This is a genomic window from Thalassotalea sp. Sam97, assembly GCF_041379765.1.
Classification (GTDB): Bacteria; Pseudomonadota; Gammaproteobacteria; order Enterobacterales; family Alteromonadaceae; genus Thalassotalea_A; species Thalassotalea_A maritima.
Window position 1 is genome coordinate 1826957 of the sequence record NZ_CP166919.1, and the last position, 22852, is coordinate 1849808.

At 42.0% G+C, this 22852-nt stretch carries 24 protein-coding genes; 15 read left to right on the forward strand and 9 right to left on the reverse strand.

Features of this window, described 5'->3' with window-relative positions; all coding sequences use genetic code 11:
* From ccoS to ACAX20_RS08255, 6 genes are all read left to right on the forward strand, one after another.
* On the forward strand, positions 1–270 hold the full coding sequence (gene ccoS / locus ACAX20_RS08230; protein ID WP_371185327.1) for a cbb3-type cytochrome oxidase assembly protein CcoS: 270 nt from the start codon (positions 1–3) through the stop codon (positions 268–270).
* Positions 270–935 carry a sulfite exporter TauE/SafE family protein gene (locus tag ACAX20_RS08235; protein ID WP_371185329.1) on the forward strand — a complete coding sequence of 222 codons (666 nt, stop codon included), beginning with the start codon at positions 270–272 and terminating at the stop codon, positions 933–935. Before ccoS ends, ACAX20_RS08235 begins: the two co-directional genes overlap by 1 nt.
* Positions 936–977: 42 nt before the next feature.
* Positions 978–1694: a fumarate/nitrate reduction transcriptional regulator Fnr gene (gene fnr / locus ACAX20_RS08240; protein WP_371185331.1), complete on the forward strand. Its 717-nt coding sequence runs from the start codon at positions 978–980 to the stop codon at positions 1692–1694.
* Positions 1695–1868: 174 nt separating this feature from the next.
* Positions 1869–2792, forward strand: coding sequence for a universal stress protein UspE (gene uspE / locus ACAX20_RS08245; protein WP_371185333.1), 924 nt, complete (start codon positions 1869–1871; stop codon positions 2790–2792).
* A gap of 304 nt (positions 2793–3096) precedes the next feature.
* Positions 3097–4386 carry an NCS2 family permease gene (locus tag ACAX20_RS08250; RefSeq protein ID WP_371185335.1) on the forward strand — a complete coding sequence of 430 codons (1290 nt, stop codon included), beginning with the start codon at positions 3097–3099 and terminating at the stop codon, positions 4384–4386.
* Between the two features lie 95 nt (positions 4387–4481).
* Positions 4482–5261 (forward strand): outer membrane protein OmpK, encoded by a 780-nt coding sequence (locus tag ACAX20_RS08255; protein ID WP_371185337.1) that lies wholly within the window; start codon positions 4482–4484, stop codon positions 5259–5261.
* A gap of 123 nt (positions 5262–5384) precedes the next feature.
* Here the strand turns inward: ACAX20_RS08255 and ACAX20_RS08260 are convergent, their stop codons facing one another.
* Positions 5385–6926, reverse strand: a complete 1542-nt coding sequence (locus tag ACAX20_RS08260) for a LytTR family DNA-binding domain-containing protein (RefSeq protein WP_371185339.1) — start codon at positions 6924–6926, stop codon at positions 5385–5387.
* A gap of 146 nt (positions 6927–7072) precedes the next feature.
* On the opposite strand from ACAX20_RS08260, the gene ACAX20_RS08265 reads away from it, so the two are divergent.
* Positions 7073–8530: an alpha/beta fold hydrolase gene (locus tag ACAX20_RS08265; protein WP_371185341.1), complete on the forward strand. Its 1458-nt coding sequence runs from the start codon at positions 7073–7075 to the stop codon at positions 8528–8530.
* A gap of 177 nt (positions 8531–8707) precedes the next feature.
* Here ACAX20_RS08265 and ACAX20_RS08270 read toward each other — a convergent pair whose 3' ends face one another.
* From ACAX20_RS08270 to ACAX20_RS08290, 5 genes are all read right to left on the reverse strand, one after another.
* Entirely contained in the window at positions 8708–9352 is a 645-nt protein-coding gene (locus ACAX20_RS08270; protein ID WP_371185343.1) for a DUF2987 domain-containing protein, read from the reverse strand.
* Complete coding sequence (locus tag ACAX20_RS08275) at positions 9349–10209, reverse strand: glucosaminidase domain-containing protein (protein WP_371185345.1); 861 nt, start codon at positions 10207–10209, stop codon at positions 9349–9351. The genes ACAX20_RS08270 and ACAX20_RS08275 overlap by 4 nt, the downstream gene beginning before the upstream one ends.
* 51 nt (positions 10210–10260) lie before the next feature.
* A complete protein-coding gene (locus ACAX20_RS08280) occupies positions 10261–11034 on the reverse strand; it encodes a hypothetical protein (RefSeq protein WP_371185347.1) in 774 nt (257 codons plus the stop codon).
* Between the two features lie 91 nt (positions 11035–11125).
* Positions 11126–11752 (reverse strand): LysE family translocator, encoded by a 627-nt coding sequence (locus ACAX20_RS08285; RefSeq protein ID WP_371189618.1) that lies wholly within the window; start codon positions 11750–11752, stop codon positions 11126–11128.
* A gap of 31 nt (positions 11753–11783) precedes the next feature.
* Positions 11784–12350 carry a DUF1415 domain-containing protein gene (locus ACAX20_RS08290; protein WP_371185349.1) on the reverse strand — a complete coding sequence of 189 codons (567 nt, stop codon included), beginning with the start codon at positions 12348–12350 and terminating at the stop codon, positions 11784–11786.
* A gap of 537 nt (positions 12351–12887) precedes the next feature.
* Between ACAX20_RS08290 and rhlP the strand changes: the two genes are divergently transcribed.
* The 3 genes from rhlP (at position 12888) to ACAX20_RS08305 (ending at position 15242) form a co-directional block, all read left to right on the forward strand.
* Positions 12888–13712: a rhombotarget lipoprotein gene (rhlP, locus tag ACAX20_RS08295; protein ID WP_371189620.1), complete on the forward strand. Its 825-nt coding sequence runs from the start codon at positions 12888–12890 to the stop codon at positions 13710–13712.
* A 411-nt stretch (positions 13713–14123) separates the two neighbouring features.
* Positions 14124–14525: a hypothetical protein gene (locus tag ACAX20_RS08300; RefSeq protein WP_371185351.1), complete on the forward strand. Its 402-nt coding sequence runs from the start codon at positions 14124–14126 to the stop codon at positions 14523–14525.
* A 237-nt stretch (positions 14526–14762) separates the two neighbouring features.
* Positions 14763–15242, forward strand: a complete 480-nt coding sequence (locus ACAX20_RS08305; protein WP_371185352.1) for a YchJ family protein — start codon at positions 14763–14765, stop codon at positions 15240–15242.
* A gap of 50 nt (positions 15243–15292) precedes the next feature.
* Here ACAX20_RS08305 and ACAX20_RS08310 read toward each other — a convergent pair whose 3' ends face one another.
* Together ACAX20_RS08310 and ACAX20_RS08315 are read right to left on the reverse strand one after the other, a co-directional pair.
* Positions 15293–16576, reverse strand: coding sequence for an ATP-binding protein (locus tag ACAX20_RS08310; protein WP_371185354.1), 1284 nt, complete (start codon positions 16574–16576; stop codon positions 15293–15295).
* A 198-nt stretch (positions 16577–16774) separates the two neighbouring features.
* The gene (locus ACAX20_RS08315; RefSeq protein ID WP_371189621.1) at positions 16775–17470 is read right to left on the reverse strand and encodes a response regulator; all 696 of its coding nucleotides are present in this window, start codon (positions 17468–17470) and stop codon (positions 16775–16777) included.
* A gap of 437 nt (positions 17471–17907) precedes the next feature.
* On the opposite strand from ACAX20_RS08315, the gene xthA reads away from it, so the two are divergent.
* Both xthA and rlmA read left to right on the forward strand, forming a co-directional pair.
* Complete coding sequence (gene xthA, locus ACAX20_RS08320) at positions 17908–18714, forward strand: exodeoxyribonuclease III (RefSeq protein WP_371185356.1); 807 nt, start codon at positions 17908–17910, stop codon at positions 18712–18714.
* A gap of 48 nt (positions 18715–18762) precedes the next feature.
* Positions 18763–19596 carry a 23S rRNA (guanine(745)-N(1))-methyltransferase gene (gene rlmA / locus ACAX20_RS08325; protein ID WP_371185358.1) on the forward strand — a complete coding sequence of 278 codons (834 nt, stop codon included), beginning with the start codon at positions 18763–18765 and terminating at the stop codon, positions 19594–19596.
* Between the two features lie 140 nt (positions 19597–19736).
* Here rlmA and yfbV read toward each other — a convergent pair whose 3' ends face one another.
* A complete protein-coding gene (gene yfbV, locus ACAX20_RS08330; protein WP_371185360.1) occupies positions 19737–20174 on the reverse strand; it encodes a terminus macrodomain insulation protein YfbV in 438 nt (145 codons plus the stop codon).
* A 761-nt stretch (positions 20175–20935) separates the two neighbouring features.
* Here yfbV and ACAX20_RS08335 point away from each other — a divergent pair.
* The 3 genes from ACAX20_RS08335 to dapE are packed head-to-tail and all read left to right on the forward strand — an operon-like array spanning position 20936 to position 22848.
* The gene (locus tag ACAX20_RS08335; RefSeq protein ID WP_371185361.1) at positions 20936–21328 is read left to right on the forward strand and encodes an ACT domain-containing protein; all 393 of its coding nucleotides are present in this window, start codon (positions 20936–20938) and stop codon (positions 21326–21328) included.
* A 31-nt stretch (positions 21329–21359) separates the two neighbouring features.
* A complete protein-coding gene (locus ACAX20_RS08340) occupies positions 21360–21710 on the forward strand; it encodes a Spx/MgsR family RNA polymerase-binding regulatory protein (protein WP_371185362.1) in 351 nt (116 codons plus the stop codon).
* A complete protein-coding gene (gene dapE / locus ACAX20_RS08345) occupies positions 21703–22848 on the forward strand; it encodes a succinyl-diaminopimelate desuccinylase (protein ID WP_371185363.1) in 1146 nt (381 codons plus the stop codon). The genes ACAX20_RS08340 and dapE overlap by 8 nt, the downstream gene beginning before the upstream one ends.
* Positions 22849–22852: the final 4 nt, after the last annotated feature.

A 22852-nucleotide genomic window follows, 5' to 3' on the forward strand; every position in this document is an offset into this window, starting at 1 on the left:
ATGAGCGTTATTTATATTCTGATCCCTATTGCGATTTTATTTACTGCGATTGCTATTTATTTGTTTTTTTGGGCGGTAAAAACGGAGCAATTCGACGATTTAGAAAAGCAAGGTATGAGTATTTTGTTTGATGATGAAAAAAGCAATAAACAACAAACCGCCAAAGACGCACCTCAATCGTCAGTAAAACACAGTAACCACTACGATGCATCGGAAAGTGGTAACGAAAAATCACCGCAACAAGCGCAAGATTCGGATCAAACGCGCTAATGCCCCTTGATTTTATATCGGCACTGTTAATAGGCTTAGCTGGTGCAGGCCATTGTATCGCCATGTGCGGCGGTATATCGTCATTACTTGTTAACCCCAATAACCATGCCCGCAGCCAACGCCTGTATATTGTTTGCTATAACATGGGGCGTATTACCTCATACACCTTAATTGGCGCGGTTGTTGGCTTTAGCAGTTCTCTCGCGGTAAAGTCGATTGGTGCACAAGTGATTTGGCTCAAGGTTATTGCTAGTGTGTTTTTGATTCTGCTGGGCTGTTATGTCGCACGAATTTGGTTTTTGTTAACCCATATAGAATCCATTGGCAAAGTCATTTGGCGCTACATTCAACCATTGAGTAAGCCCCTTCTCCCCGTTGACTCGCCGTTAAAAGCGCTCGCTTTGGGTTCTATTTGGGGGTGGTTACCCTGTGGCTTAGTATACTCTACCCTAACCTGGTCAATGGCCAGTGGCAATGCGATTGATGGCGCGTTAATTATGCTTGCTTTTGGTCTTGGTACCTTACCAGCGTTGCTTGCCGTCTCCACCTCGTTGCAATCTGTCACACAAGTACTACGTAATGATAGATTCCGTAAGCTAACTGGATTGCTATTGATTTTTTATGGCTTTTACAGCTTATTAATTGCGTTAAATCAAATTCTTTAGTAGTCTGTCGCCAGTTAATTTTATAGCTGGTGATATAAACTTATGGCATCGTCGATTGCTCCAAACATCAAATGTCAAAACTGCAGTATCAGTGAATTGTGTTTACCGTTTAGTTTAAATGAAAACGAACTAAATCTATTAGATGAAATCATTGAGCGTAAAAAACCAATACAAAAAAATACGCAAATTTTTAAAGCCGGTGAGCCATTAAAAACGCTTTATGCAATTCGCTCAGGCACTTTCAAAACCTTTGTGATTTCTGAACAAGGCGAAGAGCAAATTACAGGTTTTCATTTAGCGGGCGATTTAATGGGCTTTGATGCCCTAGCGAGCCGAACCCACCCTAGCTTTGCTAAAGCATTAGAGACATCGATGGTTTGTGAAATACCTTACGAAGTTCTCGATAGCTTATCAAATAAAATTCCGCGTTTAAAAGCGCAAATGCTGAACTTAATGAGCGATGAGATCTCCTGTAATAATGAGATGTTGCTATTGCTAAATCGTAAAAATGCCGAAGAAAAATTAGCGACTTTTTTGGTTAAGTACGGTCGCCGCTTGGGTAACCGTCATTTGTCGTCACTGCAATTTAACTTGCCAATGACTCGCAGTGAAATAGGCAACTACATTGGTTTAACCATCGAAACCATTTCTCGTCTCATGACACGTTTTCAAAAAGATGGCTTAATTCAAGTGGAAAACAAACTTATCACCATTATTGATAAAGACGGCTTAGCTCGATTAGCGGGTATACAAAAATAACCCAAAATTATTAAGTGGACGTTATAAGGTGTTGATTTATATCAACACCTTTTTTATTTTCTAGCGTTTTACCATTAACAAATTTGTAACCCTCTAGCTAACACGTTAAGCTTACTGATATTCATTAGTTGAGTATTTCACGACAACAGCGCGAGCAACAGGTAGGTAATGGTTATGGAAACGTATCAAAATATCTTAGTGGTCATCGATCCCGACACAGACGAGCAAAAAGCGCTCGCGCGTGCATGTACCCTTGCCAAGCATAATGGCGCTAAAATCACGGCATTATTAGTGATATATGATTTTTCTTACGAAATGACCACTATGTTGTCGGTTGATGAACGTGAAGCAATGCGAGAAACGGTACTAAAGGGTCGTAACGCTTGGCTCAATAATCTATTAAATCACTATACCCAAGAAATTGATACCAAAGTCATTTGGCACAATCGTCCGTTTGAAGCGACATTATCTGAAGTTCGAGATCATTATTATGATTTAGTGATCAAAAGCACCCATGAGCATCCGACATTAAAGTCAGTGATATTTACCCCTACCGATTGGCATTTAATTCGCAAGTGCTGGGTGCCGTTATTACTGGTTAAAGATCATAGTTGGCCTAAAGACGGTCATATTCTCGCTGCCATCAATGCGGGAAGTGAAGAGCCAGAGCACCAATCGTTAAATAACAAAATTACCGAAGAAGCCTTACAGCTGGCAAATCTACTTAGCGCCAACGTCCACCTCGTTAATTCTTATCCTGGCACCCCTGTCAATATTGCCATAGAAATTCCAGAGTTCGACCCTCACGAATACAACGAGACAATGAAGAAGCATCATTTTGAAGTGATGCAACAGCATGCGCACAAATATGGCATCGATGCCGAGCACTTGCATGTTGAAGAAGGCCTACCAGAAGATGTGATTGATCACGTCGCGAAAGAAATTGATGCCGAATTGGTGATCCTCGGCACCATTGGCCGTACCGGCTTATCTGCGGTATTAATCGGCAACACCGCTGAGCAGGTCATTGATAGACTTAATTGTGACTTGTTAGCGCTCAAACCCAACGGTTATGAATCGCCATTTTTAAAATCGTAGCCGACAACAAACCAACACTTAACGTTCAAGTTATAACCAAACATTGGGCAACTGTTGAACGAATGCAACACATGTAAGGTAAGCCTCATATAAATGTTAGCAAAACATGAAATAAGAGTAACCACCTTGTATCCCAGATGCTTTTGATGAAATTTAACGACATTTTAATTACATTTAGTAACAAGATGTCGTAAAATGCGTGCGTTTTTAATCGAACCTGGCACACCAAGAAAGCGCTTTATAAAATGCGCCACAGCGGTAAGCGTAACAGGTCGAAAACCACACAATTTTTGGGATACTATACATGTTTGAAAAACTGTTCAAACTTGCTGAACATGGCACCAATGTCAAGCAAGAGATTCTGGCAGGTTTTACTACCTTCTTAACCATGGGTTACATCATCTTTGTTAACCCATCAATGTTAGCAATGACCGGTATGGATCAGGGTGCGGTATTTGTTGCAACCTGTTTAGCAGCCGCGATTGGCTGTTTAATCATGGGTCTATACGCTAACTACCCTATTGCCTTAGCACCGGGTATGGGCTTAAACGCCTTCTTCACGTTCACCGTGGTGATGGAGCTAGGTTATAGCTGGAACGTCGCATTAGGTGGCGTATTTATTTCAGGTGTGATCTTTACCTTGCTAAGTGCATTTAAAGTACGTGAATGGGTAATCAACTCAATTCCGCATGCACTACGTTACGCTATCGCGGCGGGCATTGGTATGTTCTTAGCGCTAATTGCCTTAAAGAACTCAGGTATCATTGTTGCCAGCCCTGCCACCTTAGTTACGCTAGGTGACATTACCTCATTTGGTCCATTAATGGCGATTTTAGGCTTATTCTTAATCGTTGGTTTAATAAGCCTTAACGTACAAGGTGCGGTAATGATTGCGATTTTAATCGTCACCATTTTAGGTATCATTTTTGGCGATGTTGCCTACACGGGTATCGTGTCTATGCCACCATCAATTGCACCTACTTTTATGGCACTTGATATCTCAGGTGCGTTAGAAGTCGGCATGATCAGCGTTATCTTCGCCTTCTTATTTGTCGACTTATTCGATACCTCTGGTACTTTAGTCGCCGTTGCCCAACGTGGCAACATGCTAGATAAAAACGGTAACTTACCACGCTTGAAAAAGGCACTATTTGCCGACTCAGGTGCAACTGTTGCTGGTTCTCTACTAGGTACTTCAACAACAACCAGTTATGTTGAAAGTGCTGCGGGTGTTGTTGCCGGTGGCCGTACCGGTCTTACTGCGGTAACCGTTGCTGCATTGTTTATTTTAGCGCTGTTCTTCTCACCACTTGCTGGCATGATCCCAGCGTACGCTACCGCAGGTGCATTATTCTTCGTTGGTGTGCTTATGATTGGCAGCCTTGCGCAAGTTAAGTGGGATAACTTAATGGATGCCGTGCCAGTTGCCGTTGTATTGCTGAGCATGCCATTAACCTTCTCGATTGCTGATGGTATTGCCTTTGGCTTTATCAGCTACGCGGCTGTGCGTTTATTTGCCGGTCGTCTTAATGAAGTAAGCGCCAGCGTTTGGGTACTGTCTGCTCTATTCGTTGCTAAATTCGCTTTTTCATAAACTCAATTTAGGTAGGGTGTCATCACCCTACCATCGTTTAGGCAAGGTGTTTACATCACCTACGCCACCATTTGTTGTAATATCTAGGTAATACCATGAAAAAAATTTTATCTTTATTTGCATCTGCAATGATTGCAGGCGCAGCCTTCACTTCGTCTGTTGCTAACGCTGAAATGTTCTGGAGCGACAACTCGGTATCATTGCTTAAAAACGCCAGCGAATACGAAGTAAACACTCATGATGACGTTGTTACGGTAACACTTGAGCACGCATCAGGTCACAACTGGGGTGACTTATTCTTCTTTGCTGATCGTCTTGATTACAAACAAGATGCCAACCACGATGGCGCAAAAGAAACCTACTCTGAATTGTCACCACGTTTTAGTCTAAGCTACTTAACTGGCTCTGAGCTAAAGTACGGTGTGATCTCTGACGTTTACGTATCAACCACATGGGAACACTCTACGTTCGTATCAAATGGTTTCAACAATACATTTGATAACTACCTAGTAGGTTTTGGTGCTGACATCGCCGTTCCTGGCTTTGCTTACTTCAATGTTAACGTTTACCAAGCGAACAACGAGCTAGTAGACAACGACCAACAATTGACTGTAGTTTGGGGTTTACCATTTAGCGTAGAAAATGCGGATTTCATGTTTGACGGTTACATTGATTGGTCTTCAGCTGAAGAGACTCACGCATCAGATTTCCACTTCAACCCACAATTACGTATGGATGTTGGTAAGTTCTTCGGTGTACCGAAGAAATTTGAAGCAGGTGTTGAATACTCGTACTGGGTTAACAAGTTCGGTTTAGACTTCCCTGGTCTTGATACTGAATCGACCTTCAGCTTTATGGTTAAAGTGCACTTATAATCATCACAATATAAGTAAACCTTATCTTTGTGCTTGTGCACAGTTACTAGCTCCACGATGGAGCTAGTAAAGCCTGAAATATTGCTGTCTCGATTACAATCATCATACTACACGCCAACATATCTACGTTGACTTTAATGACTTCCTAACGACCGGCAAAAGCCGACGACTCACTGGCACCTGATAATCGTTCTGTAAGCACAAGACATTTTGACTAGCGCTCATCTTATCGCTGCTCTCTAATGAGACAACCTGCGCGAGGTTAACCACGTAGGAGCGATGCACACGTATAAACGTGCTTGGTAAATGTTGCTCTAATTGCTTTAAAGTACCTGTAAACAGTTTACTTGCACCATCGGTTAAATGTAATTCAACATAATCCCCCGCCGCTTTCGCATACGTGATATCCGAAGTTACAATGAACTCAGTCTTTCCTTGCCAATTAATTTCGATGTTTGTAGGCCGTTGCACTTGTGCATTTTGCGCGAGCGAGTATTCCAACTTGGCAATACGAGATTGTTCACTGGCTAATAGCTGTTGCTGGGCACGATATTCACGAGCCTGTTGAATGAATAAGTAGCAAAGCAAAACAGCAATAACCGCAAAATACGTAATTTCGTGAAAACTCGACGCACTAATGAGTATCGTAACGCCAATAAGCATTTGTACGCAAAACCAGCGCAAAAGACGCGACTGTTTGTTTTGATACCAGTAAAATAATAACTGTAAAGAGCTCACCAGCAACGGGATAAATATCCCTAGCGTGGTTTTGCTATCAAACCCTTGAGCAAATAACACGGCGAGCACGCTAAGCATAATACCAATATAAATCCAATGAAGGGCATGCTTACCCGCCACCTTAAATGAACTGTATGCCAACAACAACACACCAAAAATAAACGAACAGGCAGTCACCGACACTAGTCGTACATCATGTATTGGGTAATCATAATTGATCAACCCCCGCGATAATTCAGTCAACAGTTGTATCGCCGCTAATAAGCAAAGCGCGGTCAAAATACGATGATCTGTGCTCCCCCGTTTACCGACACTCAGTATTAAGAAATACAATGCGCCAACTAAAAACGCACCAACCAGTACCAACCCAAACCCACTAAAGGTTTGGATAAACTGTTTGGTATCTCCATATTGACCAAATCCAATCAAATGCAGCGGATGATTCAACGCGATCAGGCTGTGTTGCGCTGATAGGTGCATCACCAATTCATTGTTATGTGCTTTTACTACGTGCTCAGGAACATAAAATGCGCTGTCCATTTTGCCGACTTGCTCAATGGACTTATTTCCAGGGCTACCATTTTTACCTAACGGCACGCCATTTAAAAAGACATTGCTTGAGGTTTTCGCAAAAACAAACAATCCGTATGGCGGGTCGATGTGTTGCCAGTGCTCGGAGCGTTCAAACGAGATTGACAGCCACAGCTCTCTACCTTGTGGATCGACTTGAGCTAAGCTCATGCTCTGACATTCGGGTTCATTAAACTGGGGGATATGTTGTTGTGATTTAGCAAATTCACAAACAACCACATCGTTATCGTGGCCAAGAGGGAGAATGATTGGCGCGGCAAAAGCCTTGTTTACCGTCAACACCAATATCATTAACATAGAGAACAAACTGGCCAATTTATAGGCTAAATTACGCATTTTTGTTTAACCGTTTACCGATTATTTACTACCTTTGGTCCATTAAAGCATTGTTTTTCCGCCTCTTAAAGAGTTTTTCTCGCTCTAAACATGAATCACCGATTTAATAAACGTAAATCAACAAAAATGGATATGGAGTCCCCCCCATGCGTAACTATCTTTCTTTAATGTTAACCGTATCACTAACTGCCTCTGCGTTGGCATATGCAGACAACGAAGCGTTATATACCAATGAGACACCAATCACGTTTAAAGCCAACAGTGGTGAAACCACCGATGCTATTGACGGGCATTTCTTTGTTCCAGAGAATCGCAATAATGCGAGCAGCCGTAACATTCGTATTAACTACGTGCGTTTTCCAGCGACAACCGATAAAAAAGGCCCACCGATAGTCTACCTTGCAGGCGGTCCTGGCGGCTCTGGAATAGGTACGGCAAAATGGCGCCGTTTTCCATTGTTTGAAGCACTAAGAGCACATGGTGATGTGATTGCATTAGATCAAAGAGGAACCGGTGCTTCCGAGCAAGCGGATTATTGTGTATCAGACGTAACACTTGACCACAGTAGCATAATCAGCAAAGTTCAACTGACAAATAGCTACCAACAAGCAGCACAGCAATGTTTCGCAAAATGGCAGCAACAAGGGGTTGATATTTACGGCTATACAACCGTGCAAAATGCGCTCGATATTAATGATTTACGCCAGCATTTAGGTGCTGAGAAAATCACGTTATGGGGCATATCCTATGGCAGTCATTTAGCGATGAGTGCAGTGAAACTGTTTCCAGAGCACATTGACAAAGTTATTATCGCGAGTGCTGAAGGGTTAGATCAAACCGTCAAATTGCCTGCACAAAACGACGCTTACTTTACGAAGGTTCAATCAATTATTAATCAGCAACCGTTAAAACAACAGGTGCCTGATTTAGCGGCGATGATGCGCCGTGTACATGCGTCGCTTGATAATAAGCCAGTGCGTGTAAAACCAACCTACCAAGATGGTAGCAACAATGACATTTTATTACAGTCTGTGCATTTAAAAATGCTGGCCAGTATGATGATTGCCGACCCCAATCAATACGTGGCGATGTTGATTGAAATGTACCGACAGCTTGACCAGGGTAACACCGAACTGATCACGCAAATAATCAGCCGCGGTATTTTTAAAGATGAGCCCATTGGCTTCAAACTGATGTCGTTAGCCATGGATGTCGCGTCTGGTGTATCAACACAGCGCCTTAGCCTAATACAAAAACAAGCAAAAAGCGCGATTTTAGAAGACTATTTGAATTTCCCTATGCCTATGCTCAATAATATTGACTCAAAACTCGACTTAGGCAGTGAGTTTCGACAAAAGCCTACATCTGATGTTCCTACGTTGTTGCTAACAGGCTCTCTCGACGGCAGAACTTACCCTCAAGAGCAATCTCAAGCAGTCAGTAATTTAACCAATGTGACGCAAATCATGGTTGAAAACGCCGGTCACAACTTGTTCCTATCCTCTCCTGATGTGTTAAAGCGTATGCAAGCCTTTTTAAGTAATGGACCGGTAGATAACAGCCCTATTATCTTGCCCGTTCCAGTATTAGCGATGCCCCAATAACACAGTAGATGGACATTGGATAATGCCCATATAGCACGCTACAAAAACGGAAAAGCCAGCGCATTAGCCAATGCACTGGCTTTTTTAATGGAAACTTTTTGTTGGCTTCAGGTATCGGGTACGTAACTCTGTCTAGTAAATTATCTGCACTTCGATTTTTTTGCCAATTTTGTTGAGTTAATCTTCTATCCAGGGAGATATCACTACTGGCGGTTTAGCAAAGCGAATTGCGGTTTGCTCACGCTCGTCATTTTGTTTCATCAAAAGCTGACATTTATCTTGCTCACAGCTTAGCTGTTGTTTCAGATCGCTAGCGATATAAGCCACGTCTTGCTGGTTTTGCAACTGAATATGCAAACCTTGGACATCGGGCATCATAAACGACAAGAAGCCGCCAAATTCATCCACCAATTCCTGTAGCTGCCAAGTAATCGTCGCCAACTGCTGATAGCTAAATTCCGTCTGTTGTTTATCTCTTGCTTGCATCTGCATTTGCAAAATACAATTTTGACGGTCATCACTTTGCTCAACTCTTAACAGCGCAAATTCATCGTAGTATTGTTGCGATAACGGCACCATAAGCTGACCATCTGCGGCAATATCAATAGGGTCTTTACTACCATCTCTTTTAAGCATTTTTGCTCCAGTTAACGGGCAACGCTCACGCGTATAAGAATCCACTAAGTAAAAGCCAATGGTAATTTTATCTAGGTTATTTTCTTCGATTAACGTCAGGCGTTGGTAAAATCCTTTATATTCCAAATCAACCGCTTGCACCGAACTAGCAAACAAACCTAAAGATAACAACAGTAATTTTTTCATGATTTTATATACTTTTCATTGTGGCGGAGCATGGTATTGATTTCAACAACGTAATCAATACCACGTTCGGAGTATGGTAATAAGCCCGTTGCTAACACGCTGGGGCGCAACGGAAGGTTATGTTGACGTAACTGAGCTCGTATTTTTCTCAGCATATTATACGCGCCGTTGGTGTTTAAATTGTGGAAATAATGGCGGATCATTTGTTCTACTGACGAAAAACTAGCCACTTCATGCTGTAATCCCGATTCACGCCCTTTCGGCACCAGACCGCAGCCCTTTTTAAAGCACCAAATCCCGAAGAAATTCAAACCGATGCGGGCAAAGCGAGAGCTTCCCCAAGCGGACTCGTTTGCGGCCTGCACCAATACCAACTCGCGAGGAATTTCATCGACCCTTAGCAATAATTTCGCTATTGAAACGTCTATGGCATTGGCATCATCAAGTTTGTATTGTTTTGCAAGGTTATTAAGCCATTCTACCTGTACCGTGTCTAATGCCCGCTGTTGTTGATATTCGCTCTGTATCGACAACAAGCGGTTTCTAATCGTAGCCAAGCGTTGGTTTTCCGCATCAATTGCCGGCTTCAAAAAATTAAAGAACGCCTGCTTACGCTGATTTATATCAGCTATCGCCATAAAATCGGGGATGTCGACAGAATGTAATGGTCGCTCTTGCTTAGGTATCTTATCAACAATCTGCGCTTCACTAACCTCTATATCGACTTCCTGTGACTGATAGAATATAAATGGCGCCATCATCATGACGAACACCATTAATAGCAACACCCCTTTTATGGTTTTGTGGCGTCTGCGATTAACGTTAATATTTTTGTCAGAAGATAATACCTGCTTCATGGCGACTTTTATCCTTTATTTTAGCTTTTCTACGTCACAACATCGCTGCGTTTACGCAGAAAAGTATGTATCCTGTTTGCCATTATTATCAACGACTTGCATTGATATACCAAAAATTTCTCGATATAAAATGCCTTTTACATTGTAAAAATACGGGCCCAAAAATACTAATGCGATGACCAATACTGGCACTGAAACAACAATTGGCGCACCACTAAATGCTGGAACTAAAGCAAGCAATAACAATGTAAATAGCACGCAATATATCTGAAAAATTCTCAACCACTGAAAGCGTGTTGCCTTAAACGCCACAATAATAGCGGCCATTGGCGACATATTTTTTTCGATTAATAACGGAATGGTTAAAGACTGCGCCACGGCGATATAAATGCCTGGTAAAATTAACATAAAGCCAAGAGAAGATAATGAACTGATAATTAGCGCGGCAATAGCAACAAATGCACTGCGCTTTAAAAAAGCAAACACAAATCCTGTACGGGTTTTGATACCCACTGCGTGCGACAGCCCCATCATTTCAATACCCGCTAAAAATGGCCAAATAATAATGGTCGCCAACAAGTTGGCTAACACTTGCGCCTGTGGGTCGTTTTGCACAGCCTCAACGCCACCCATATATTGGATTATCACTGAGGACACAAAAATACCAATCAACAACACCAGCATCAACCCCGATACAATGGGCATTTTGTGCACTTTAGTTAACGCCCAGCCTTCCTTTAACACCTTGCTTACGTTAATGGTGTACTCACCGCGCTGAGCTTTTTCTAGGGTTGAACCAACGTGAATAATTTTTTTATCTGTCACAACAACTAACTACAATAAATTCAAATAAGCGGTGATTATATCAAATGTCAGCAAAACTCGATAGCGTGGTGAAAACCTCGGCACATACTTACTAAGCAATGACGATATTAACGGCTAATATAATTAACACCGCGCCCATCAATCGCTCAATCCAGTAGCCATTATTTTGTAACGCCGAACGAAAACGAGGTATGGTAAGCATCGTTGATAAAAACGCAAACCACGCAAAGGTGGCGAGCGCCATATATAGCCCATAAGCCGATTTAATCAACATAGGGGTGTCGGTTGAAATGATGACACTAAACAATGATAAAAAGAAAATGGTCGCTTTCACATTCAAGCCATTCACTAAAAAACCGGTCATATATGCTCGCCACGGCGTTTGTTCCGTAACGCGTTGCGTCTCAGTGGCGTTAGCCGAGGGCTTAGATGGAGACGCCTTCAACCCCATCACACCGATATAAAATAAATACGCGGCGGCGACATACGTTAAGTAGGTAAACAACTGAGGATTACTTTTAATGATGATGGCGATACCAACCAACGAATAAAACACATGCAACAAAATTGCCGTACCTATCCCTGCGCTTGTATAGAGGGCGGCTTTGCGCCCACGAGATAAGCTTTGTTTAACCACCACAGCAAAATCAGGCCCAGGGCTAGCAACAGCCAATAAATGAGCGATAGCGATGGTTATAAACTCAGCGCTGTATTGCATCAACTGCATATCAATTTACGTCCTTGTGAGGTTAATTTTTATGATTGTGATTTAAGTTATTAAGGATTGTTGCGAAAAACTCAGCGCCCTTTTGTTCGCACACCAACATATTCGTCTCTGGAATAGATTCGGGATCTGGGTGCAAAGCAACAACCTTTTCCACCATATCTTCGCGAATTAAATGCAAAATAGGCCAAGGTGCACGGTTGGTATAATTGGTTACATCATCCTTAGCGACGCCTTCAAAACAATAGTTGGGGTGAAAACTCGCTAATTGATAAACCCCTTCAAAACCTTCATCGCTTAGTAATTGATTCGCGTAATCGAGCAAATCAAGATAGCGGTCGAAGGATGCAAAGCCTTCACGGAAAATAACTAACGTCGTTGCCGTTTCAGGATGCGTTTGTAAATGATGCATTTCATCAAGTACCGCCTGCAGCGCATGGTCAATACCTGACGTTTCAACAACACGATAGCGGACTCGATTATTGACGTAGTCTTTTTTGGCAAAAGGACAAAAATTGAGGCCAATAATCACTTTCTCTATCCATGTTTTGCACTGGGAAATAACTTGTTGCTCTGTATACGGGGAATTCATGCTTACCAAAACTCTATGATCAGCCGCTGCTGCGTTTAAAAACCTTGACTGAAGATGGTCGCTTTAACGTAAAAGCATTAACACCATCGCGGTCAGTACCTCAATACCTGCTAGAGTATGGTTTTAAGTCATTAGGATCAAGTCATGTTTGGACTTAGGTAATCAATCGTGAGTGTATTCTAACTGCCTGGATGCTTAGCAAATACGTCAATAAGCGTTGGGAACTATATCAACACACTCACGCCATTGGGATAGCTAGTTGAGCCTATCTAATGATGAATCCATAATATTCAGCTGTGAGCATAAAATGGTCCGGCTATGTTAACTGAAGCTAACAAGAGCCTATATTCCCTACATAGCAAACACCAAGAATCGTTACTCATATCGACCAAGACTTTGAATTAACGTGTTTTTCTGATACTTTCAAATCAATGTTAACCGCTTGTTAAGCATCTACATTGTTACCGTGCTTTACTATCAACCAATAGGGTTAAAAGGAAAATAAAAATAATGCCTACATCACACATAACGAAAATCATGATATTACTTTTGATAGCGTTAGGTATCAGCGGATGCGCTAGCCAACGTGCGAGTACAAAAAGTAGCGTCATGGATTACTTATATCCAAAAACTGTAGAAACTTATGTTGAACCCTCAATTCCAAACTTAACCATCCCATTACGGGTGGGCATTGCCTTTGTTCCTGAAAGCACTAGTGGCTCTTATGCACAAAATTTTTGGACAGGAAAGCAGTATTCAAGCGCACTAACTGAAGCACATAAAAACCAATTATTGCAACAAGTTGCGGACAATTTTAAAGAATTAGATGTCGTTAGTGATATTGAAGTGATCCCGACCGCTTATTTAACGCCGCAAGGCAGTTTTGCCAACCTTGAGCAAATAAAAACAATGTACGGGATTGACGTCATCGCGCTCGTTTCCTATGACCAAGTACAGTTTACAGATGAAAGCATGTTATCTCTTAGTTACTGGACCATTGTCGGTGCTTATGTCGTTTCAGGCGAAAAAAATGATACCAGCACATTAATAGATACGGTTGTTTATGACATTGATAGTAAAAAACTGCTGTTTCGAGCACCTGGAACCAGTAAAGTAGTTGGTAGCGCAACGCCAATTAATCTTAGCCAAGAATTGCGAGCCGATAGCCTTGAAGGGTTCGAACAAGCGACAAATGCCATGATTGGCAATCTAAAGTTACAGCTTGAAAAATTTAAGGCTTCTTTGAAGTCAAATCCAGAAACAGCTAACGTAACGTTTAGAGAAGGATATCGTGGCGGTGCATTAGGTGGATTGGCGCTAACCTTTATGGTGTTTTTTATCGCTTTATTTCGTAAAAAATAATGCCATTATCAATCCCATTGTATTGGTTATACAGTGGGATTGATACCTGCGAAGATAACTTCACTCTGTATCAAAATAACCTGAACCATACCTGCTCCATTCGTGATAACTGTATATATCACTTCATAACTGCTCTGAATAATAATTATTGCCACCATCGTGGTTTATTCATGCCAGTAAATATTTTTATCCCTTCACAACGAAACGATCGCAACGCAAATACGAGTCACGCGTGTTTACTGCTCGATGAACAACCTTCGCTTTTGCATAACAACCATTCATTGCGCTCAAGCATCACCATAAGTCACCCACTACTTACTGTATAAATGTTCAACAAAAAGCTTGACGACTAACCAAAACAGATATACTGTTTATTTATACAGTATATCTAATCACTTATTGGGATGCACTATGAACCAACTCACATTGAAAAAACAAAAGGTTAATAGAACAACAAGCAATCATTGGTTGCCAATACAAGCTGACCTTAAATACTCAGCGATTGACTTCGATATCAATAAGGTGTGTAAACAAAATCAACATCAACGGAGATGGATTCTGTGTATTGACCTTGAGAGTAATGATGTACAAGGGCTAGCCAAGCATGTTGATCATGGTAAATTATTGCGAGTAAACGGTGAGGGGAAACCCATATCATTTGAAAAAATAATGACGACATTGCAACGGGGTAACTGCTCAACCGTCATCATCGGTAGTGCTCACTTTAGCCAAAGCCAGTTAGCGATTTTACAACGTTGTGCTGAACATGGCAGGACGGAGTGCATCATAAAGCGTCAAAATCGACTTCATTAATGGTAAAAATAAGCGGCTACTGTTAACACGACCTGACTCACAGCATGTTACTAAGCTTATATTTAACACGTCGATAGGTGTAACGTAGGCAACGCAAGATACTAATACATAAACAATACATTGCGACCTAAAGGCTAGATAACAATGCAACTCATACCATTGAATATCAGTATTGCTATTGATCGTTAACGGTGGTTTGCTATAGTTCGCTAAATTCCGTTTCAAACAAACTTTGCGATGACAAACAACCTATGCCCGTGTGGTTCAAACCGCCCATTTTCCGAATGTTGCTCACCGATTATCGATGGTTTACTCAAGCCCAACCATAGCGAAGCATTAATGCGTTCTCGTTACACGGCGTATGTACTTGGCAATGCACAATATGTTGCCGATACGTATGCCAGTAGCAAGCAAGCAGACAACTCCGTCGATGATATCTCAGATTGGATGAAACAAACAAAGTGGTTAAAATTAGAGGTCATCGCCACTGAAGAAGATAATCACGCAACACAACAGTATGTCGAATTTAAAGCGTATTACCTGCACCAGAGTGAACTTTGCGTGATGCATGAGAAATCTCGCTTCGTTATCGAGTCAGAACACTGGCGCTATATCGACGGCGACATTATTGAACACAACGTCATTAAAAAAATTGGCCGAAACGAAGATTGTCCCTGTTTAAGTGGTAAGAAATTGAAACGCTGCTGTGGTAAATAACCGCTTTGCCTAATCAGTCGAGACTATAAACTAGCCGTACCAATATAGTTCTATGCACTCATTACGGGTAAATATAGGCTAAATCTTGCACCACCTAGTTCACTGTCAGAAACATCCACTTTGCCTTTGTGCCACAACATAATTTTGCTAACGATAGCTAACCCCAAGCCAAAGCCACCGGTATCTTTACCGCGACTTTGATCAAACCGTGAAAATGGATCAAAGATTATTTTTTTGAAGCTATCATCGACCCCGTCGCCATTATCTTCCACATCGATTCGACAATACCCATCAACAACAGACACTTTTATGCGCACTTCACCTCGCCCATATTTAATGCCATTACGGAGTAAATTAGCAACCGCACGGTTAACATAGTGAGGATCGCATCTAACCATAACATCATGCTTTGGAGTTTCGATGTGAACGTTCGCCGGTTGATCAGCAAACTCCACAGCTTGATAATTAACCAAGGCAATGATATCCGTTGCTTGCAGGGCCATATTTGGTTGCTGGCTATCAAATGATGCGTACATCAACAGTTCGTTGACTAAGGTTTCCAGTTCACAAATATCGTTATCAATAGAGTCTGTATATTTTTCCCGAACTTGTGCCTCGTTGGCGCTGCGCAGTACCTGAAGCGCAAATTTACTGCGTGCCAAGGGCGTTCGTAACTCATGAGAAACCGCATTGGTGAGCTCTTTATGTGCGCCAATTAAATGATTAATGCGCCTCGCCATCATATTAAAGGTTTCAATCAAGGGCTGAACAAGGGACGAGTCGGCTTTATTCACAGTGGCATTAAACTCACCATCGCCAAAGGCTTTCGCCGCAACGGCTAAGCGGTCTAAATCTCGTGACACAGGCCATATCCAAAAAAACACCACCACAGCCAGTAGTAATAAAATAGCAACACGAACGAGAGCTTCGGTTTTTGGCCGCGTTGGCGATTGTACCGGACCTAATATCAGTACCCGTTCACTGTTCGCTATGGGTAAGAACAAGGTAACGTAGTCATCATCGTAATAAACCGTGACATCTTCGCCTTTAATGAACTGGAGACTGGGGTTTAAGGTCTCCACGTCCGCTTCATCTACCAACGTCATGGTTAACTGATAACGCTGACTGGCGGTGCTGACAAGTTGTTCCCATTGCTCATCGTTGTGCGCTAGCAATTGCTCTCGAATTGCCATAAGAAAGGTTTTATAACCGGTATATGACTCAACGTCTTGCTCAACGTTTTTACTCCATAGTTCATCAAGGGCATAACTTAACACGCCAAAACAAGCAATAATGAGAAAATATAAAGTGAAAAAAGATCGGCTCAACTTCACGCTAACACTCTACTTTAGCGAACATGATCTTTGAACATGGCAATGCATGTTCAAGTTGGGACGATGTGTCATTTTAGGCGATACCCCCAAAAGTACTTCACGATGATCCAAATAATTCATAGTTTGAATGACATAGTCACACTAGATACTAACCATCTAGGGCTCTGCGAACTAGGTGAAGCTCGATCGAAAAATACCTTAGTTCCACGCATCGGGTACAAATAAATACCCTTGACCCCAAATGGTTTTAATGCGAAATGGTGTTTCATTAGAATCATGCAATTTTTTGCGTAATCGAGAGATCCTCACATCAACGCTACGATCCATGCCGTCATACTCACGACCAACAACCGCTTTATAAATATAATCGCGATTTTGTACTTCGCCTGCACGAGTAGCGAGTAACCACAATAAGTCAAACTCTTGGCTAGTTAGTTCAATATTTTCAGCGTCTAAGGTCACTTGTCGTGAGTTACGATTGATATGTAATTTACCAATGGTGATCGCTGCCTTTTCACTGCCACCTTTGGGTAACTGACCGCGACGCAGCAATGCGTTTATTCGCGCTAATAGCACCCTTGGCTCAACGGGCTTTGCTACATAATCATCTGCACCGATTTCTAAACCAAGTACTTGATCAAAATCGGTACTTTTGGCAGTAAGCATTAATATCGGGCTACTGTAAGTTGGTCGCAATTCTCGACATACTGTAAAGCCATCTTTACCTGGCAACATCACGTCCAATACAATTAAATCTGGCGAGAAATTTTCTACGGTTTTTGCTACCGTGTCGCCGCGAAACTCTTGTTTAACATGAAAGCCCTCACTCACCAGAAAATCTTTGATCAAATCTGACAACTGACGATCATCTTCAACCAACAATATTTTTTTCAAGCTCGGTTTATTGTCTGCCATGGTCATCGCTCCACTAAGTTATGTTATCATTATCCTGATATTCGCCGACTGCACGAATGATTACGCCTCTCCTACCGCTACTACATCCTAAGTTTTCTCAACCAAGTTATCCGTTCGTTAGACCAACACCGAAAAAGAAAACATCAAAACAACACCGTTACATCGCCTTATTGCGATACGCCCTATCACGCTGCTGACGCTCACCTAGGCAAACGCATCATAGTGACACGTTAACAAGGCAACCGTAAGGGGAATCAAGTGTGTTTGCTTTGTTCTTGGTTACATTTTAGTGAATTGATTTATAAAGACTAAATTTATTTCCAAAAAAATTCATTATTTAACCCCAGTAAGAGCATTTTAGCGACCAGCAATACCTGTTAAACTCTTGCCATCTAAAGTAGACAAAAATAACAGTCATGAAAGTAATCTCTTTTAATATAAACGGGCTACGTGCTCGACTACACCAATTACAAGCGGTCATTGATAAACATCAACCAGATATTATCGGCTTGCAAGAAATCAAAGTACACGATGAAGCTTTTCCGCTCGAAGCGGTTGAGGCCATGGGCTATCACGTCTACTTCCACGGTCAAAAGGCTCACTACGGTGTCGCTATGTTATGTAAAAAGCCACCAATTAGCGTCCAAAAAGGCTTTCCAAGCGATACGGATGAGCACCAAAAGCGCATGATTATGGTGACAACACTGGATGATGATGGCAATAAAGTTACCGTCCTGAATGGTTACTTCCCGCAAGGTGATAATATTAATCACGAGACAAAGTTCCCATATAAACGTCAATTTTATCGAGATTTAATGACGTATCTAAACGACAATCACAACAAGGACGAACAATTGATTGTTATGGGTGACATTAATATTTCACCTATTGACTTAGATATAGGTATTGGTGACGTTAATCGCAAACGCTGGTTAAAAACGGGTAAGTGCAGTTTCCAACCTGAAGAAAGACAATGGTTATCCACGTTGCTTGATTGGGGGTTCATCGATACTTTCCGCCAACTCAATCCAGATACCATCGATCGTTATTCGTGGTTTGATTATCGATCTAAAGGATTCGATGATAACCGTGGTCTGCGTATAGACGTTGTCTTAGCAACGCCATCACTAGCTGAACGTTGTATTGAATCAGACATCGATTATGAGCTACGTGGTATCGAAAAGCCATCTGATCATGCACCTATTTGGTCTACTTTTAAATAACACGCAAGTGACAATCAAACGACACGACAACATAGTGAAATCACACTGATGACGGATGTAACACAGCCTTCTTTTACCGCACCGAACTACTTGTGCCCGATATGCCAAAGTGCACTTGAACAGCATGACAAACAATATGTCTGTGAAAATAGACATAGTTTTGATATTGCCAAGCAAGGCTATGTCAATTTATTACCAGTACAGTTTAAACACTCACTGAACCCTGGTGATAACAAAGACATGGTGATGGCTCGACGCGCCTTTTTGTCCGCAAATTTTTATCAACCTTTGCGCGACAGCATCGTAGCCCTGCAACAAAAGTATAAGCCAAATGGCTGTATTGTTGACGCTGGTTGTGGTGAAGGTTATTACACGCACGCTCACAAGAGTGCGACCACTCAAGTGTATGGGGTGGACATTGCTAAAGAAGCCATTAAATTAGCGGCCCGTAGTTACAAAACTTGCCACTTTAGTGTTGCATCCATAGCCCAGTTACCATTTGCTAATGGCTACGCCGATTGGTTATACAGTGTATATGCACCAATTAAAGCGGTTGAATTCCATCGCTTGCTCGCTGATGATGGTTACTTGTTAACGGTTACCCCTGGTGCCAAGCATTTGTGGGAGCTTAAACAATTGATATACCAGGATCCGCGTGAGCACAATCAAGAAAACCATCACATTGAAGGCTTTACGTTGTGTGATGAACAACACTTACGCTATGAAATGGCGTTTAACCACGGCGAGCAAGCGTTGACGTTGCTGGCAATGACACCATTTGCCTTTAAAAGCAGTGAACAACTGGTTGAGTCATTATCCAAAGTGAGTAACTTCCGCTGTCAGGCTGACTTTACTATCCGTTTATATCAAAAAACACCTTAGCAGATAATCATCAGGCGCTTGCTTTGCTCGCAGAGCGCCTCACCTGTGCATACGTTAAACAGTTCTCATCTATAGACGGCAAGAAACAATATCTCATTAAATCTAGGTCTACGATTAACCGCCACCTCATGCGCCAAGCTTTACGGGTGTTGGTTGTATGAATAATTGAGTAATTTCGCAAGATCGTAATAGGTCGGTCGACTTTGCTTAAGTTTGATGTGTTGTTGGCCTTTGTCTTTTATCTGCAGTTGCAGTTTTTCCAGGCCTTGTCGATACCAAATAGCAAGAGCTTGAGGCAAGCGCTGTTTAGCCTGTTTGGCCATCAGGAATACCGCTTGAACGGGCATCGAGGCGATAAACAATCCGTAAAATATCGCGACCCTTAACTGCTCTATACCAATAAACATTAATGGCAAGATCGTTGCCAGCAAAGCAAGCGAATAGGCATACTTTATGACAAAGCGACTCATCATCACCGCTTGATACTGCGAAAAATAGTTGCCAAGCTCAGGACGCTCCGGCCAGGCCTTTATATAGTCTCGACCTAGTTTGTACGTATCTGCTACGGTTGGTTGCATAACGATTACTCTTTTCAAATCTCTTCACTGATGACTGACTAAAAGCGAATCCAGATCGCTCACTGAACAAATACGCCCACAAGGTGCTGTATTGTAGGCGATAATAGACCCATATAGATAGCGCCATACTCTAGTACAGTATCTTATTAAAGATACCATAAACGAGGCTATTTCGAATAACAATATTGCCCCTAGTTTGTTACTTTGCGTGATAAATGTTTCGATAATTTATTTTGCAAATGTCTCGCTCAACGTATGTCCGCACAATTCTCGACCAAAAGATTTTAGTCGAATGGTTAAAATCCACCTAAAAAAAGATCTTTTTTAACCACTTTCACTGTCAAATTACGATAATCCCGTTCAACAATGTAAAAAAGTAAGAATAATGTATTTATACACAAACACCCCTGCAGGGTATTTTTTAACCACCCGTGAAAAACCCATTTAAATGAACAACTTACAAACATGAACATAGGATATGTACAATGTTATCCACATTTTGTGTGGATAATGGATCGATAACCCACACACCTAAACCTTAAAATAAACAAGCTTATTTTGTGATTTTTTTGTTTGTTTTATTAAAAACGTTCAAATTAACGATCCAACATCAAGAAATGGACAAAATATCATAACCCTATACAAAACCATTAAAGCCTGCGTTATAGTAGCCTAAATCGGTGAACAGCCTGCAAGCAACATGATCATGGATATACACTACTTTTCTGACGCAGGTAAGGATCAATAAACAAGGATAAACTATGGCCAATCAAACGCTCCAAGTGCTAGAACAAACGTTTTCGATTCACAGTTTTACACCACAAACCGCACTTCCAACCCAGGTGTTTAGCTCTGATGTATATTTCATCGCCAAAACACACGATGAATTGTCTATCGTGGTCCCTAGTGACAACACGTTAAATAGCCTTGAGCAAGAGCACGATTGGCGTGCGTTAGAAGTATTAGGGCCTTTAGGCTTTTCTTTAACAGGTATATTATCCAATATCTCTGCTGTTTTAGCAGACCAAGCGATCAGTATCTTTGCCATATCCACCTTTGATACCGACTATATTTTGGTAAAAAATGACACTTTAGAGCGTGCCATTAATGCCTTGCGCCGCGCTGACTATCTGGTTATCAACAACGATAAATGATCTTAACAAGTAACAATAAAACGAGAAGCCTATGACAATCATCTACGGTATTCACAACTGCGACACAGTAAAAAAAGCATTAAAATGGTTAGATAAAAATAACATTGACTATACCTTTCATGATCTTCGTAAGGACGGTTTAGATGCGCAATTACTCGATCGCTTTTTCAGCATGGCCGACAGTGATCAATTGATCAATAAGCGCAGCACGACCTACCGCGGCCTCGATAACGCAATAAAGAACAACCTGACCGAGGATGTGGCAAAACAGGTCGCTAAAGAGCAAGTCACGTTATTAAAACGTCCCTTACTTCTGCACAATGAGCAACTGCATTTAGGGTTTAAAGATCCATTGTATCAAGAGATTTTCAACAATGACTAAAGTCTCAGAAGTCGTCACCCTCACCGAAGAATTGATTAGCCGACCGTCTGTGACACCACTGGACGAAGGTTGTCAGCAATTAATGGCTGAGCGTCTATCGGCTCTTGGCTTTGATAACGAGTCCATGATATTTGCCGATACTACTAATATGTGGTCTCGTCGTGGCAACCAATCGCCAGTATTTTGTTTTGCGGGGCATACCGATGTTGTGCCAGTGGGTAATCTCGACAAATGGCATTCGGATCCATTTACGCCAGTCATTAAAGACGGTTGGTTGTACGGTCGCGGTGCGGCGGACATGAAAGGTTCTTTGGCGGCAATGATTGTTGCGACAGAGCGTTTCGTTACAGACTACCCTTACCATAACGGCTCGATTGCTTTTTTAATCACCTCGGATGAAGAAGGCCCATTTGTTAACGGTACCACCCGGGTGATTGACACACTCGAAGCGCGCAACGAGAAAATTGATTGGTGTATTGTCGGTGAACCATCAAGCACCGATAAATGTGGTGATGTAGTAAAAAACGGACGCCGAGGCTCAATTACCGGCGATTTAACCATCCACGGTGTACAAGGCCATGTCGCCTACCCACACTTAGTGAAAAACCCTATTCACCAGTTTGCACCTGCCCTTACTGAATTAAGTGAATATCAGTGGGATCAAGGTAACGCATACTTCCCGCCAACCAGTTTGCAATTTTCAAATATTCATGCCGGTACTGGCGCAACCAATGTGGTTCCTGGTGAACTGCATGCGGTGTTCAATTTACGCTATAGCACCGAAATCAATGATGACATCATCATCAATCAAGTCACCGAAATTTTAGACAGCCACCAGCTAGATTACGATATTGAATGGACGTTTAATGGTCAACCGTTTTTAACCGAGCCTGGTGCCTTGCTCAGTGCCGTAGTCAATGCCGTCAAGGAAACCAACGGTGTGATCGCGACCCCGTCAACGTCGGGAGGCACCTCCGATGGTCGTTTTATCGCGCCAACCGGTGCGCAAGTCGTTGAGCTTGGCCCGACTAACGCAACCATTCATAAAGTTAATGAATGTGTCAACGTTAACGACTTAGAGGATCTGGTTGAAATGTACTATTTGATCATGAAAACGTTATTGGTCGATCATACTTAACGTA